This window comes from Kribbella antibiotica (genome assembly GCF_004349055.1).
Taxonomy (GTDB): Bacteria; Actinomycetota; Actinomycetes; order Propionibacteriales; family Kribbellaceae; genus Kribbella; species Kribbella antibiotica.
In genome coordinates this window covers 69577-84865 of sequence record NZ_SMKX01000001.1, presented here as the reverse complement: position 1 = coordinate 84865, position 15289 = coordinate 69577, and the positions used below count along the sequence as shown (strand labels likewise).

Annotated in this window: 10 protein-coding genes; 9 read left to right on the top strand and 1 reads right to left on the bottom strand. The window is 66.4% G+C overall.

Annotation, left to right across the window (positions count from 1 at the left end; genetic code table 11):
- Positions 1–70 precede the first annotated feature (70 nt).
- The 3 genes from E1263_RS00355 to E1263_RS00345 all read left to right on the top strand — a co-directional run bounded on the left by E1263_RS00355 (position 71) and on the right by E1263_RS00345 (position 3239).
- A complete protein-coding gene (locus E1263_RS00355) occupies positions 71–1219 on the top strand; it encodes a sensor histidine kinase (RefSeq protein WP_132164041.1) in 1149 nt (382 codons plus the stop codon).
- On the top strand, positions 1216–1872 hold the full coding sequence (locus tag E1263_RS00350) for a response regulator (RefSeq protein ID WP_132164039.1): 657 nt from the start codon (positions 1216–1218) through the stop codon (positions 1870–1872). Before E1263_RS00355 ends, E1263_RS00350 begins: the two co-directional genes overlap by 4 nt.
- Before the next feature lie 149 nt (positions 1873–2021).
- The gene (locus E1263_RS00345; RefSeq protein WP_132164037.1) at positions 2022–3239 is read left to right on the top strand and encodes a glycoside hydrolase family 5 protein; all 1218 of its coding nucleotides are present in this window, start codon (positions 2022–2024) and stop codon (positions 3237–3239) included.
- 60 nt (positions 3240–3299) lie between these two features.
- Here the strand turns inward: E1263_RS00345 and E1263_RS00340 are convergent, their stop codons facing one another.
- Positions 3300–7547, bottom strand: coding sequence for an amino acid adenylation domain-containing protein (locus E1263_RS00340; protein WP_132164035.1), 4248 nt, complete (start codon positions 7545–7547; stop codon positions 3300–3302).
- Positions 7548–8038: 491 nt separating this feature from the next.
- On the opposite strand from E1263_RS00340, the gene E1263_RS00335 reads away from it, so the two are divergent.
- The 6 genes from E1263_RS00335 (at position 8039) to E1263_RS00310 (ending at position 15276) form a co-directional block, all read left to right on the top strand.
- On the top strand, positions 8039–8356 hold the full coding sequence (locus E1263_RS00335) for an aldo/keto reductase (protein ID WP_132164033.1): 318 nt from the start codon (positions 8039–8041) through the stop codon (positions 8354–8356).
- A 135-nt stretch (positions 8357–8491) separates the two neighbouring features.
- Positions 8492–9469, top strand: a complete 978-nt coding sequence (locus E1263_RS00330; protein ID WP_132164031.1) for an ABC transporter substrate-binding protein — start codon at positions 8492–8494, stop codon at positions 9467–9469.
- A gap of 33 nt (positions 9470–9502) precedes the next feature.
- On the top strand, positions 9503–11014 hold the full coding sequence (locus tag E1263_RS00325; protein ID WP_132164029.1) for a sugar ABC transporter ATP-binding protein: 1512 nt from the start codon (positions 9503–9505) through the stop codon (positions 11012–11014).
- Positions 11011–12024: an ABC transporter permease gene (locus E1263_RS00320; RefSeq protein WP_132164027.1), complete on the top strand. Its 1014-nt coding sequence runs from the start codon at positions 11011–11013 to the stop codon at positions 12022–12024. Before E1263_RS00325 ends, E1263_RS00320 begins: the two co-directional genes overlap by 4 nt.
- A complete protein-coding gene (gene yjfF / locus E1263_RS00315) occupies positions 12021–12992 on the top strand; it encodes a galactofuranose ABC transporter, permease protein YjfF (RefSeq protein WP_132164025.1) in 972 nt (323 codons plus the stop codon). The genes E1263_RS00320 and yjfF overlap by 4 nt, the downstream gene beginning before the upstream one ends.
- Positions 12993–13107: 115 nt before the next feature.
- On the top strand, positions 13108–15276 hold the full coding sequence (locus E1263_RS00310) for a family 43 glycosylhydrolase (RefSeq protein ID WP_165956406.1): 2169 nt from the start codon (positions 13108–13110) through the stop codon (positions 15274–15276).
- Positions 15277–15289 lie beyond the last annotated feature (13 nt).

The window sequence follows — 15289 nt, the reverse complement described above, 5'->3', positions numbered from 1 at the left end:
CGACCGACCGACTGGCGTGCCGTACTTCCGGCCGATCCGCCGGCCGCTCCAGGTCTCTACGCTGAGAGCCATGTCAAACAACGTGGTGCGCTCGCTGTTGGCCGAGCCGCGTGCGCCGCAACCACCCCAGCGGGTATGGCGTGACTGGGCCCTGATCGCGTTGCTGCTCCCCACGGCGATCCTCGAAGGCGTATTGCGGGAGGACGTCGTATGGCGCCCTGTCGCGATCGTGATTGCCGTGGGATCGATCCTCGCGCTCCTGTGGCGGCGTACGCATCCACTGGCAGTGTCGGCCGTCGTGTTCGGCGTTGCGATCGCCAGCAGCCTGGCGAGCCTGATCGGCGACCTACCGGTGATCGGCCTCAATACGATGATCGCCGTGATCCTGCTGCCCTACGCGTTGCTGCGCTGGGGATCCGGTCGTGAGATCGGCATTGGACTCGGGATCTATGTGGTCGCTCTCGTCACGGGCTTCGCAGTGGAGTACACCGGTCTGCTCAATGTGTTCCTCGGCGGAGTGGTTCTGTTCTTCCCGGCCTCGATCGGGCACGCGGTGCGGTACTGGGCGACGTCCCGGGCGCGCGAACTCGACAAGATGCGGCTGCTGGAGCGGGCGCAACTGGCCCGCGAACTGCACGACACGGTTGCTCACCATGTCTCGGCGATCGCCATCCGGGCGCAGGCCGGGCGGGTGGTCGCCGCGATCGATCCGTCCGCTGCCGTCGAGGCGCTGACCGTGATCGAGGCGGAGGCGTCGCGTACGCTCGCCGAGATGCGCGTCATGGTGGGCAATCTGCGGGAAGACGAGATGGCTGCGATGGCTCCCCAACAAGGCGTGGCCGACCTCGAACAACTGGCTCGTAGCGTCGGGGACCAGCCGCGGGTGGAGCTGGAGTTGTCCGGCGATCTTGTCGATCTGCAGCCTGCGGTCGGCGCCGCGGTCTACCGGATCGCCCAGGAATCCATCACCAACGCGGTCCGGCACGCGCGTCACGTCACCCGGATCGATGTCCGGGTTGCGGCGGAAGAGCGCTGCGTGCGGTTGACCGTCTGCGACGACGGAGACGCCGGTGCCACCGTGAAGAACCCGTCGGGCTATGGGCTGGTCGGAATGAGCGAGCGGGCGGCGCTCCTGGGTGGCTCGTTCGAGGCCGGGCCCGGACCGGACCGGGGCTGGACCGTCGAAGCAGTACTGCCGAAGGTGGGCGCGGCCAGATGACGATCCGCGTGCTGGTCGCCGACGACCAGGAACTCATTCGTACCGGGTTGTCGATGATCCTGAACGTACAGCCGGGGATCGAGGTGGTCGGCCAGGCGGTCGACGGGCTGGAGGCGGTGACGCTCGCGCGCCGGCTCCGCCCGGATGTGTGCTTGTTCGACATCCGGATGCCGGGCATCGACGGAATCGCGGCGACCCGCGAGCTGGCCGGGCCCGACGTCGCCGACCCGCTTGCGGTCGTGGTGATCACCACCTTCGACCTCGACGAATACGTCCACGGCGCTCTGAAGGCGGGCGCGCGCGGATTCCTGCTCAAGGACGCCGGTCCCGAGCTGCTGGTCCAGGCGATCCATGCCGCGGCTGAGGGCGATGCGTTGATCGCTCCGCGAATCACCGCGCGATTGCTCGCGGCGTTCTCCGACACCCGGCTCGGCCGGCCGCCGGTTCAGCCCGTCGAGCCGCTCACCAGCCGGGAGGAGGAGGTGCTGATCACGGTTGCCCGTGGCCGGACCAATCCCGAAATCGCCGAAGAGCTGCACATCAGCCTCAGCACCGTGAAGACCCACCTCGCCGCCGTGATGGCCAAGCTCGGCGCCCGCAACCGGGTCGAGATCGTCATGTGGGCCTACGAAACCGGCCGCGTCACCCGCTAGCCCGCTGTGTCGCGCTCGTTACAGATTTATGTCGACGAGCTCTTGTGCTGCTGCACTCCCCTGCGGTTCCATCTGCAGGAAGTGCCTTGTCGAAGCGCTTCGATGAGCTGCCCGCCCCATGATTCAGCGACGTTCCACAGGAGGAACGGATGACCAAACGACTGAGTTTTGCAGCCATCTTCGGGCTGCTCGCAGCGATTCTCGTCACCGCACCGGCGCAGAGCACCGCCGCCGCGATCCAGCCGGCCGCCGCCCAGACCAGTACCGCGCAGGCGAGTGCCGCGCAGATCGTGGCCGATCTCGGCGCCGGCTGGAACCTCGGCAACCAACTGGAAGCCAACTCCAACGGGTATCCCAGCGAGACCGCCTGGGGCAACCCCACCGTGACCCAGGCGATGATCGACAAGGTGAAGGCGGCCGGGTTCAAGTCCATCCGGATCCCGGTCTCCTACCTGCGCGCCATCGGCGCCGGGCCGAACTACACCGTCGACGCCGCCTGGCTCAACCGGATCCAGGCGGTCGTCAACTACGCCTACAACCGCGGCCTGAACGTGCTGATCAACATGCACGGCGACGGCTACAAAACCATCCCGAACGCCTGGCTGATCTGCGACGCGGCCAACCAGACCGAGATCAGAGCGAAGTACCAAAAGGTCTGGCAGCAGGTCGCGACCCGATTCCAGAGCTACGACAACCGGCTGATCCTCGAGTCGATGAACGAGAACTTCGACGGGCAGTACGGCCAGCCGACGCAGCCGTGCTACTCCAACATCAACGCCTACAACCAGATCTTCGTCGATACCGTCCGGCGGGCCGGCGGCAACAACAGCTCGCGCTGGCTGCTCATTCCGGGCTGGAACACCAACATCGACTACACCGCCGGCAACTACGGCTTCGTCGTACCGACCGACCAGTACCGGTCGTCCTCGATCCCCAGCAACGAGCGCCGGATCATGATCTCGGTCCACTACTACTCCCCCTGGGACTTCGCAGGCGAAGAGAACGGCACGATCACCCAGTGGGGACGCAACGCGACCAACGCCGCACGGAAGTCGACCTGGGGGCAGGAGGATTACCTGACCTCCCAGCTGAAGCTGATGTACGACAAGTTCGTCGTCAGCGGCTATCCGGTGGTCGTCGGTGAGTACGGATCGATCGACAAGACGTCGGCCGACTCCACGAACAACCGGTACCGCGCGGACTTCGCCCGCGCTGTGGTCTCGACGTCCAAGCGGTACGGCGCCGCGACCTTCTACTGGGACAACGGCGTCAACGGGCAGTACGGGTTCGGCCTCTTCAACCGCAGCTCCACCGCGGTGACCCAGCAGGGCATCATCGATGCCATCAAGGGTGGCTTGGCCAGCTGAAGGCCTGAGCACACACAGAGGGCCCGGCGTGCACTACACGTCGGGCCCTTACCTGTAAGGCTAGTGAGTTGGTTTGGGGAGGTAGCCGGTTCGGGCGAAGTGGTCGAGGTAGGTGGCGAAGATTTCGCGGGTGAGCGGTGGGCAGGTCGAGAGGGTGCTGGCGAAGGTGAGACCGCTCCAGCCGTGGCCGGTCATCTCGGTAAGGAAGATGTCGAGGACGGGGGCGGCGGCGTTGTCCGGTTGGTTGCGGATGTGGCCGGTCCAGGCATCCAGGGGCAGGTCGGCTAGTTCGTAGCCAGCTGCTCGCAGGTGGCTGGTGATGGCCTCGAAGGTAGTGCGGTGCGGGTTGGTCAGGTGGAGGACTCTCCCACCTGTGGCCTCGGCGATGGCTTGGGCGATGTGGTCGACGGGCACGAGGTCGTAGGCGGCGTTGATGCCGGTGGGAACCGTGCCGGATTGGATGCAGCCCTTGAGGATCTGCCAGAGCAGGTCGCGGGTCTGGCAGGCGCCGGTTCGGGTGTGGCCGAGGATGCGAGGCAGCCGGTGGATCGCCGTGGGTAGGCCTCGTTGGTCGGCTTGACGCACGAGGTGTTCGGCCGCCCACTTGGTCTGGGCGTAGCCGCCGCGGAGGGCGTCTGGCGGGCCGGCTAGGTCGGCCGGCGTGATCGCGCCACCGTGAGTGGGCGGCTGGGCGAAGACCTCGATGCTGGAGATGTGATGGAACGTCGACGGGCGATGCCTGGCAGCGAGACGGAGAGCCTCCTGGGTGCCGCCGACGTTGGCGAGCTGAAGCGCTGAGTACGGATGTACGGCGCTCACGTGCGCACCGGAGTGATAGACGGCGTCGACGGTGGAGGCGAGGTGGTCGAAGTCAGCCTCGGTGAGCCCGAGCAACGGTTGGGACAGGTCGCCGGGATGCACGCGGACCGCGTCGTCGAGGTCGTCGGTCCACAGTTCGTAGGCATCCATCGCCGTACGGAGGCGGTGGCGAGCAGTCACTGGACCGTCGCCGCGGACCAGGCAGTGGACGGTCTGGCCACGGTCGGCCAGTTCGCGGACGAGGAAGGCGCCGACGAATCCGGTCGCCCCGGTGACCAGGCATTCTCCAGCGGACCCACCGGAGGTGACGCTGGCCGGAACGATCTCAGGATCAAGCAGTACGGCGAGGTCCGGCCGCTGCTCGGACTCGCTGGCACCGGACAGCAACTGGTGAAGGTGATTGGCGAGCTGGCGGGGCGTCGGGTGCTGGTAGGTCGCGGTGACCGTCAGTCGGATTCCGGTGCGGGTGTGCAGACGGCCGAGCAGTGCAGCCGCAGCGAGGGAGTCGATGCCGACATCGGGGAAGCGCTGGTCGGCCTCAACCGGTTCGAGGGTGCCGAGAACCGCCGCGCTCTCACCGCAGACCGCCTCCAGCAGATCTTCCAAGGCCTCCAAAAGATCGACGCTGGCCACGGGCAAAGGCTGCACCGAGGCGGGGGCGGGCAGCGCGTTCCGATCCAATTTGCCGTTCGGTGTCTCAGGCAACGAATCCAGCTCGACCAGAACCGCCGGAACCATGTAGCCGGGCAACTTGGCCCGCAGGATCTCGCGGAGAGCGGCAAGGTCGTGACCGGTCGGGCTGACATAGCCAACCAGGCGGTCATCGCGGACAACGACGGCCGCGTTGCGGACGGTCGGCACCTCGCGCAGGACTGCTTCGATCTCACCGGGCTCGATCCGGTGACCGTGGAGCTTGATCTGATGGTCGGCTCGTCCGCGGCACTCCAGGGCGCCGTCGGGCAGACGTCGTACCAGGTCCCCGGTGCGGTAGAGCGTGCCAGGGCCGAAGGGGTTGGCGACAAACCGCTCGGCGGTCAGGTCGGGGCGGTTGCGATATCCCTTCGCGACGCCGTCGCCACCGATGTACAGCTCGCCTGGAATGCCCGGTGGCAGTAGCCGCAACTGCCGGTCGAGGACGTGACAGGTCGTGTTGGCGATCGGCGTACCGATGGTGATGTCTTCACCTGGGAGGACACGAGCGGCGGTCGACCAGATGGTTGTTTCGGTTGGTCCATAGAGGTTCCACACGGTGTCCGCGCGCGCCAGCAGTTCGTCGGCAAGGTCGCGAGGCAAGGCTTCGCCGCCGCACAGCACGCGGAGACCGCGAGTGCCCTTCCAGCCGGCGTCGATGAGCATTCGCCAGGTGACCGGGGTGGCCTGCAGAACGGTCGCGCCGCTGGCGGCCAGCAGGTCGCGCAGCGCAGGTCCGTCACCGACGACTCCCGGCGGGGCGATCTCGACTGTCCCGCCGGTGATCAAGGGCAGGAACAGTTCCAGGCCGGCGATGTCGAAACAGATCGTGGTGATGGCAAGGATCTTGTCGGCAGCCGTGAACCCAGGAGTCGCAGCCATCGAGCACAGGAAGTTCGTGAGTCCGCGATGCGTGACCTGGACGCCCTTAGGCCGCCCGGTCGACCCGGAGGTGTAGATGACGTACGCGAGGTCATCGGCCTCCCCGGCCGGAAGCGGTACGGCGGGCAGTGTGCTCCGATCGAGGATCACCTTGGGACCGGACGCATTGTGCTCGAGGCTGGCCTGAGTGATCAGGAGCGTTACCTCAGCGTCGCTGAGCATGTAGGCAATCCGTGCGGCGGGATAGACCGGATCGAGCGGCACGTAGGCCGCACCGGCCTTCCACACAGCCAGCAGACTCACCAGCAGATCGACTGACCGCTCGAGATAGACACCGACCCGGTCGCCGGGGCCAACACCCCGCTCGGCCAGCAGAGCCGCTAGCCGACCACTCCGCTCATCCAGCTCGCGATAGCTCAACTGCTGTTCGCCAGAGACCGCAGCGACGCTCTCAGGGCGGGCCTCGACCTGCTGCGCGAACAGCTCATCTGTACGGCGATCGCGCGGGCACTGCGTTCCAGTCGCTGCCAGCAGCCTCCGGCTTGTCGCCGCCGACACCAGCGGCGCCGAGCTCGGACCATCGGCAACAAGAGCCGCACAGTACGCCGCGAAACCGTCCGCGAGCTCCGGGTTGTCGGTCAACCAGGTGCAGACACCTTCGCGAACCCGGATCACCAACTCGGTCCCGGGTGCCGGCATAGCCTCGGCGCCGATCTCGATCACCACGGGAAGCCGCGGCTCGACCAGGCCCGGCTGCCGAATCAGCAAGTCCCGCAGGTACCCGGTGCGAACGCGCTGGCCCGCCCGGAACGGAATCAGCTGGGACAACAAACCGTGGGCCGGCAACCGCAGTCCGACATCGAAGGTCTCCTCGTCCGTCAGCTCGCCCAGATAGGCCAGGACCGCCTCGACCAGTTCCTGCTCGGTCATCCCAGCCGGTACGTCGACCTGTCGAGCGCTACCGAGTGCGCCCAACCTGGCCAGCGGCCGCAACTCCTGCAAGCGCCGTCGCCAGAACGGCTCGTGCTGCAAGCCGATTCGCTCTGCCTGATGAGCGTCCTCACCCGGCTCAGGCAGGACCATCCCCGGTGAAAGGTCATGCGGGCCGACATCCACCATCAGGTCGCCGTCGCCCGTCGCGATCCGGACGTGCGTCTTCTCGACGGCGACCACGGTGCCCGGTCGCGCCTCCGACGGCGGTGCGCACACGGTTGCCTTCGACACCAACAGCCACTCATTGCCGGTCCACACTCGGCACAAACCGAACCGGTTCGGTCCCCGGCCGAAGTCCGTCGCCCGAACCAGCGCGGCCAGGTCGATCGCCGTACGCTGCCAAGAAATCATCAACCCAGGCCGGTCTGTCCGACCGTGATACGTGCGCCGGGCGAGATCCTGCGGCGTACGCCGTTCCTTGCCCTCGGCAAGCTCGTCCACCAGGGCGGTGAACGACTCCAAGCCGGCCTGCAAGCACTTGAGGTTCAGCGAGTGGCTGGTCTCGTCTGCGGCCACCGGGACGGAACGCTGGGCCAGGACATCGCCCGCATCGGCCTCCTCCGTCATCATGTGCCAGGTCACGCCGTGCACAGTTCGACGATCTGCAACTGCCCAAGCCGCAGCGTTGACGCCGGCATCCTGCGGCAGGAGCGCATCGTGAAAATTGATTGCCAACCGCAACGGCAAGGCCAACACGTCGGCCGCGAGCATTTTCAGGTTGACCACGCTGAACAACAGGTCGAACGGACCGTCAGGCCGCAGCGACTCCGCCACGGCGAACCCGCGAGCCGCCGCCAGCTCCCGCACCTCCGGAACGTCCGAGACCACCCCGCACACCCGGTGTCCCCGCTCCGCCAGCACCGAAGCACACTCCACCACCAGCGAGTTCTCGCCGATCAGCCACGTGGAGAAACTCGTCGCCATTACTCACCCGTCAATCACTCTCAGTTGCAGAAGCCGCCTGATCGTAGAGGTGCGACGTCACGCCCACGTCACAACAGCGAGAGTGTCGCCACTGTTGAGCTGGCACCCCACTCCGTCGACGACGTCACTGGGCCTACCGTCGAGTGAACCCACCAGGTCTCGCCGAGTGAACCCACTGTGTCGCCGCGAATGAACCCACCCGGTCTCGCCGAGTGAACCCACTGTGTCGCCGCGAGTGAACCCACCCGGCGACTGTGCCTTCTGTGCCCACCGAGTGCGCGGACCGTGTCGCTGGAAATCGATATCCCGCGACCGGGTCCGCACATTCGCGTACCAGCCGCCCAGTGGGTTCACTCGGCGCGGCGCCGAGTGGGTTCAGTCGCGGCGAGTCCCAGTGGGTTGCCTTAGGCAAGCAACTGAGCTAGGTCAACGGTTGAGTTCGGGGAACGCAGTACACCGCCAAGCTGCACGGCTGGACGCCGTTCGTTGCGATGCAGGATCAGCGCAACCCCTGGGGAGCCCAGACCGCCCGCTCGTCGAACGACGAAGTCGCCCGCACCTTCGACTCCCCCGCCGACGAACCCGTCGTCGACGCCGTCCAGGCGATCGCCGAAGCCCGCGCAGTCCCCATGGCTCAGGTTGCGATCGCCTGGCTCCTCACCAAACCGGCCGTCGCCGCACCGGTCGTCGGAGCCACCAAACCCCACCACCTCGCCCAAGCGGTCACCGCGCTGGATCTCGGCCTCACCGACCAGGAGATCCAGACGCTCGAAACGCCGTACGTTCCGCAGGAGCCGTACTGGTACTAGCCCCTCTATTAGCGATAACAGTTAGGTGACGCCGTTGCTGGAACGTGATCAGGGAGTCTTGACGGCGAAAATGTTAGCGCTCACAGTTAGGCAGCGCAATCGGTAGCGCTGACCTACGGAAGGAATGGCATCGCCATGCTCAAGAAGATCTCCGCACTCGTGCTGGTCGGCGTGACAGCCGTGGCACTGACCTCGTGCGGCAAGGGTGACAGCGGTACGGCCGCGCCTGGTGGCGGCACGACCACGATGGGATTCTCGCAGGTCGGCGCCGAGAGCGGGTGGCGCACCGCGAACACGAAGTCCGTCCAGGACGCGGCCAAGACTGCCGGGATCGACCTGAAGTTCTCCGACGCCCAGCAGAAGCAGGAGAACCAGATCAAGGCCATCCGCTCGTACATCCAGCAGAAGGTCGACGTCATCGCCTTCTCGCCGGTGGTCGAGTCCGGCTGGGACACCGTCCTCAAGGAAGCCAAGAACGCGAACATCCCGGTCATCCTGACCGACCGGTCCGTCGACTCGGCCGACAAGACGCTGTACAAGACGTTCCTCGGCTCGGACTTCGTCGAGGAGGGCCGCAAGGCCGGCAAGTGGCTGACCGAGGAGTCCAAGTCCGAGGCCGGACCGGTGAACATCGTGGAGCTGCAGGGCACCACCGGCTCCGCCCCTGCCAACGACCGCAAGTCCGGTTTCGCCGAGGTCATCGGCGCCGACCCGAAGTTCAAGATCGTCGCTTCCCAGAGCGGTGACTTCACCCGGGCCAAGGGCAAAGAGGTGATGGAGGCGTTCCTCAAGTCCAACCCGGACATCGACGTCCTCTACGCCCACAACGACGACATGGCACTCGGTGCGATCGAGGCCATCGAGGGCGCCGGAAAGGTTCCCGGCAAGGACATCAAGATCATCTCCGTCGACGCGGTCAAGGACGGCATGCAGGCGCTGGCCGACGGCAAGATCAGCTACATCGTCGAGTGCTCGCCGCTGCTCGGCCCGCAGCTGATGGACCTGGCCAAGAAGGTGCTCGCCAAGGAAGACGTCCCGGCCCGGGTCGTTACCGAGGAGACGACCTTCACGCAGGAGCAGGCCAAGAAGGTCCTGGCCTCGCGCCAGTACTGACCCATCCCGACGGCACCGACGGAAGGCAGGCGAATGACTTCGGCCGCACCGATCCTGCAGCTGACCGGGATCGGCAAACAGTTCCCCGGCGTCACGGCGCTGGACGACGTCGACCTCCGGGTGCTGCCCGGTGAGGTGCACGCCCTCATGGGCGAGAACGGCGCGGGCAAGTCCACGCTGATCAAGGTGCTGACCGGTGTCCACCCGGCCGACAGCGGGACCATCCTGCTGGACAGCCGGGAGGTCACCTTCGGCAGCCCGCTGGATGCCCAGCAGGCGGGGATCAGCACCGTCTACCAGGAAGTGAATCTCTGCCCGAATCTCTCGGTCGCGGAGAACGTCCTGATCGGGCGGGAGCCGCGCCGGTTCGGCCGGATCCAGTGGAAGGCGATGCGCCGGCGCGCGGCCGAACGGCTCGCCGAGCTGGACCTCGACCTGGACGTGACTGCTCCCCTTTCGCAGTACTCGCTGGCGATCCAGCAGATGGTCGCCATCGCACGAGCACTCGAGGTCAAGGCCCGGGTGCTCGTCCTCGACGAACCCACCTCGAGCTTGGACACCGGCGAGGTCGAGCAACTGTTCCGGGTCATGCGCACTCTGAAGGAGCAGGGCGTCGCGATCCTGTTCGTGTCGCACTTCCTGGATCAGGTGTACGAGATCGCCGACCGGATGACGATCCTGCGCAACGGACGGCGCGAGGGTGACTATCCGACCGGCGAGCTCAGTCAGGTGGAGCTGATCGCCAAGATGATCGGCCGCGACCTGGCTGAGCTCGAGCGGCTCGAGGAACGACCACCCGCACGGACCACCGGCACGCTGCTGCAGGCCGATGGACTTGGCCGCACCGGCGGGATCGAACCGTTCAGCCTGACCATCCGCGAAGGCGAAGTGGTCGGCCTGGCGGGTCTGCTCGGTTCCGGCCGGACCGAGGTCGCGCGGCTGTTGTTCGGCGCCGACCACGCCACCAGTGGATCCGTCACGCTCGACGGCGAACCGGTGTCGTTGCGGACTCCGCAGATCGCAATGACGCACAAGATCGCCTTCTGCCCCGAGGATCGCAAGGCCGACGGACTGATTCCGGACCTCACGGTGCGGGAGAACGTCGTACTGGCGCTGCAAGCCCGGCGTGGCTGGACCCGGCCGATCCCCCGCGAGCAACAGGCCCAGCTGGTGGATCGCTATATCAAGGCCCTGAAGATCAGCCCGGCCAACCCCGAGCAACTGGTCCGCAATCTGTCCGGTGGGAACCAGCAGAAGGTTCTGCTCGCCCGCTGGCTGATTCTCGAGCCGCGGCTGCTGATCCTGGACGAGCCGACCCGCGGTATTGACGTCGGCGCGAAGGCCGAGATCCAGCGGCTCGTCGCGGAACTGTCCGACGGCGGGATGGCGGTGCTGTTCATCTCCGCCGAGCTCGAGGAAGTCCTCCGGCTCAGCCACAAGGTCGGCGTCCTGCGCGACCGCCGGCTGATCGCCGAACTGCCCAACGACGACACCCTGACCACCGAGGTACTGATGCAGACCATCGCCAGCGGCGGCCGGTCATGAACCGGCGGCTGCTCTGGCCGGCCGTCGTCCTGGCCCTGCTCCTGTTGCTCAATCTCTTCTTCACGCCCGGCTTCTTGTCGATCGAGGTCAAGGACGGCCACTTCTACGGCAGCCTGATCGACATCCTGCGCTTCGGCGCTCCCCTGGTACTGGTGTCGCTGGGGATGACCCTGGTGATCGCTACCGGCGGTATCGACTTGTCGGTGGGATCCGTGGTGGCGATCTCCGGAGCCCTTGCCTGCTTGGCGATCAGCGAAGGGACCGGCGTCTTCGCGGCGGTCGCGCTGGCTGTTGCCGTGGCCTTGGTGCTGGGCGCGTTCAACGGCTTCCTGGTCGCTGTGGTCGGGATCCAGCCGATCGTGGCCACGCTGATCCTGATGGTCGCCGGGCGCGGATTGGCGCAGCTGATCACCGACGGCCAGATCATCACGGTGACTGACGCGAGCTTCAAGGTCATCGGCGGCGGCTACCTGTTCATGCTGCCGTTCGGAATTCTGCTCGCCCTGGTCGTGCTTGCGGCCACCGTCTTCCTGACCCGGCGGCTCGCACTCGGCCTGCTGATCGAATCGGTCGGCGGGAACGCCGAGGCCAGCCGGCTGGCCGGTCTACGCTCGCGCGGCATCCTGATCACCGTCTACGCCTTCGCCGCACTCTGCGCGGGGATCGCCGGTGTGATGGTGGCCTCCAACGTTTCCAGTGCCGACGGCAACAATGCGGGCTTGTGGATCGAGCTGGACGCCATCCTCGCCGTCGTCATCGGCGGCACCTTGCTGACCGGTGGCCGGTTCTCGCTGGGCGGCACAGTTCTGGGCGCGCTGGTGATCCAGACCCTGACCACGACGATCTACTCGATCGGCGTACCGCCCGAAACCACGTTGCTGTTCAAGGCGCTCGTGGTCGCGGCGGTCTGCCTGCTGCAGTCCGCGGCCTTCCGGTCCAAGGTCTTCCCACAGCGAGAAAGACCAGCCGCACGGCCGGCAGCGAAAGACACGACGGAGGTTGCGCGGTGACTGCCCTGACCGGCGCGGTGGTCCCGCGCAAATACCTGCCGGTGCTGGTGACGGCCGGACTCTTCCTGGCCATGTTCATCGCCGGCGGGACCCGCTACGAGGGGTTCTTCTCGGCCCAGGTCGTGCTGAACGTTTTCATCGACAACGCGTTCCTGCTGGTCGTGGCCGTCGGTATGACGTTCGTGATCCTGACCGGCGGTATTGACCTTTCGGTCGGATCGATGGTTGCACTGGCCACGATGGTCGCCGCAGTACTGCTGAACGCCGGCTGGCCGCCGGTGGCGGTGATCGTGGTGGTCCTGCTGATCGGCGCGGGTCTGGGCCTCGGCATGGGCTGCATGATCCACTTCTTCGAGATCCAGCCGTTCATCGCGACGCTGGCCGGGATGTTCCTGGCCCGCGGCCTCTGCTACACGATCGGCACCGACTCGATCCCGATCACCGACCCGACCTTCACGGCCGCCGCCCAGACTCAGGTCCCCCTTGGCGGCGAACTTTGGATCTCCCCCAGCGTCCTGATCGCGGTGGCCGTCGTCGGCATCGCGGCGTACGTCCTGCACCAGACCCGGTTCGGCCGGACCGTCTACGCGACCGGCGGCAACGAGCAGTCCGCGCGACTGATGGGACTCCCGGTGGCCCGGACCAAGCTCGGGGTCTACACGATCAGCGGCTTCTGCTCCGCGCTGGGCGGACTGCTGCTCGCCTTCTACATGCTGTCCGGCTATGGACTGCATGCGGTCGGCCTGGAGCTCGACGCGATCGCGGCCGTGGTCATCGGTGGGACCTTGCTCACGGGCGGGTCGGGATTCCTGATCGGTACTGTCCTGGGTGTCCTCATCCTCGGTCTGATCCAGACGGTGATCAGCTTCCAGGGCACGCTCAGCTCCTGGTGGACCAAGATCTTCGTCGGCCTGCTGCTCGGCGCCTTCATCCTGCTGCAGCGCGTGATCTCCGGCCGGAAGAAGTAGCCTGACCGGTAGCGGTCAGTAGCGTTGACGGTGCCCGATGAAGGTGATGATCATCGGTGGCAACCCGTCCTCGCCTGTCGGCCCGCGGCGGTCTGCCGGAGAACGGGTGAGAGCTGTGCTGACACGTTCGATTGCACGACTGCTTGTGGTGGTTGGGGTGTTGCTGGGGACCCTTGCGGCACCGTCGGGCGCGCAAGCGCGACCGGCCGTGGCCGACGATGTCGTGACCGTGGTGAACTCGGACTCGACCGGGCAAGTCAGCCGGTACGACGTCGCCGGCAACGCGCTGGACGCCCATGACGGGTCGATGATCCAGGTCGGCAGCACCTTCTACCTGTATGGCACGAGCTACGCCTGCGGCTACAAGTACCAGCAGAACAGCAGCTTCTGCGGATTCAAGGTCTACAGCTCACCGGATCTGGTCCACTGGACCGACCGCGGGTACGTCGTCGCTCCCGGCGCGTGCGGCTATTGCTTCCGACCGCACGTTGTCTACAACGCCTCGACCGGAATGTACGTGCTGTGGTCCGATGCGGGCGGACGCTACCTCGTTGCGACCAGCCCTTCCCCGACCGGGCTGTTCACCGAGAAGCCAACGCCACAACTGGCAGTAGGTGGCGCCGTCGACATGGCTCTCTTCGTGGACACTGACGGCACTGGATACGTCGTACACAACACCACGCTGGTCGAGCCGGGCCTGACCGCCGACATGGTGGTGGAAAAGCTCACCGCCGACTACCTGTCCACGACCGGCGAGTTCGTTCGGCTGGGACTCGGCGACGTCGAAGCGTTCGCCGTGTTCAAACGGAACGGGGTGTACCACGCGTTGATGTCGGACCCGTCGTGCGCGTACTGCGCCGGAGCGACCGGAGAGATGACCGCGCCCTCCATGCTGGGGCCTTGGTCCGGTGCCTGGTACGACCCGAACGGGGTTCACCAAAGCGGCAGGGCAGAGCCGCGGTGGCGAGCTCGGCTGGTGAATCCCAACAACTGCGGCGGCCAGCCCCTCAAGGTCTTGCCGTTACAAGGACCAGACGGGCAAACGACCTTCTACTTCGTCTCGGACCGCTGGAACAACCGTGCCCCCAACGAGTCCCTGGCCAACCTGTTCATCGGGCCGCTCAGCTTCGATGCCTCCGGCAAACTGCAGGACATTGAGTGCACGAACAGCTTCCCGCTAACCCCGCCTGGACCACGAGGCGGCTACGACATCTCTCCGGATCAAGACCAGTCGAGCGGCTTCGACGGGTTCCACCACTACTGCGACGTCGCAGGGCAGATTCAACGTCAGCAGACGTTCGTTCCGTCGCGCAACGGGCAGCTCACCGTCGCATCGGTCACGACCTTCCAGAACGGCAATCCCAACGCAGCACTGACGTTCGAGGTTGTCGACGCAGGCAGCAACGAGGTCCTCAGCCGAACCGATTTCCCGGTCGGTAGCGTGCCCTGGGCGCCGACTGCGCTCAAGGCCTACCCCGGTATCGCGGTGACTGCCGGCAAGACCTACGCGCTGCGCCTGAGCTCGGCCACCACCTCAGGCTGCTACGGCTGGGAGTACAGCAACAACAACCCCTATGCGGCCGGGCAAGAGGCCTACAGCACCACCGGCGGCACCACCTTTGTCGTCGAGGCCGGCCGCGACCTCAAGTTCACGACCGATGTCGGGACCTCGCCGACCTATCGCGAGCCCGCCGTACCCGCCGGGTTCACCCGCTGCGCCGGCGAAGGAGAACGCTGCAGCTTCACAGGCACGAGAAAAGTCCTGTACGGCGCAGGTACGGCGAGCGCGTCGTACCGGGCCAAGGTCGCCGCCGGCGGAGTGGACTGCAAGATAGTTGCCTTCGGCGCCGACCCAGCCCTGAACGTCCTGAAGTCTTGCTATGTCTCGCCGCCAGGCGGACCAAGCGGCTCCACCCGCTGTGTCACCGAGGGGCAGACTTGCGCGGTGGGCGGTCCGGCGATCGTGACCTTCGGGGCGGCCGGCAACTACGCCGACAAGCTGGTCGGTGCCGGATCGATCACCTGCACTAACGCTTCCTTCGGCCGTGACCCGCTCCCCGGAGTCGAAAAGGCCTGCTACGTCGCATCGGCCGGCAGCCCACCCGGTCTGGCCTCTTGTGCAGCAGAGAATCAAACCTGCACGGTCGCTGGACCGCGAACGGCCGTGTTCGGCGCACGAGGCGCCTTCTACTCACGCCTCGTGAATGGACCGTTCACCTGTAATGCCGCCACCTTCGGCGCCGACCCCATCTACGGCGTACTCAAAACCTGCGCGCTCGTCTAAACCTACCCAGGTC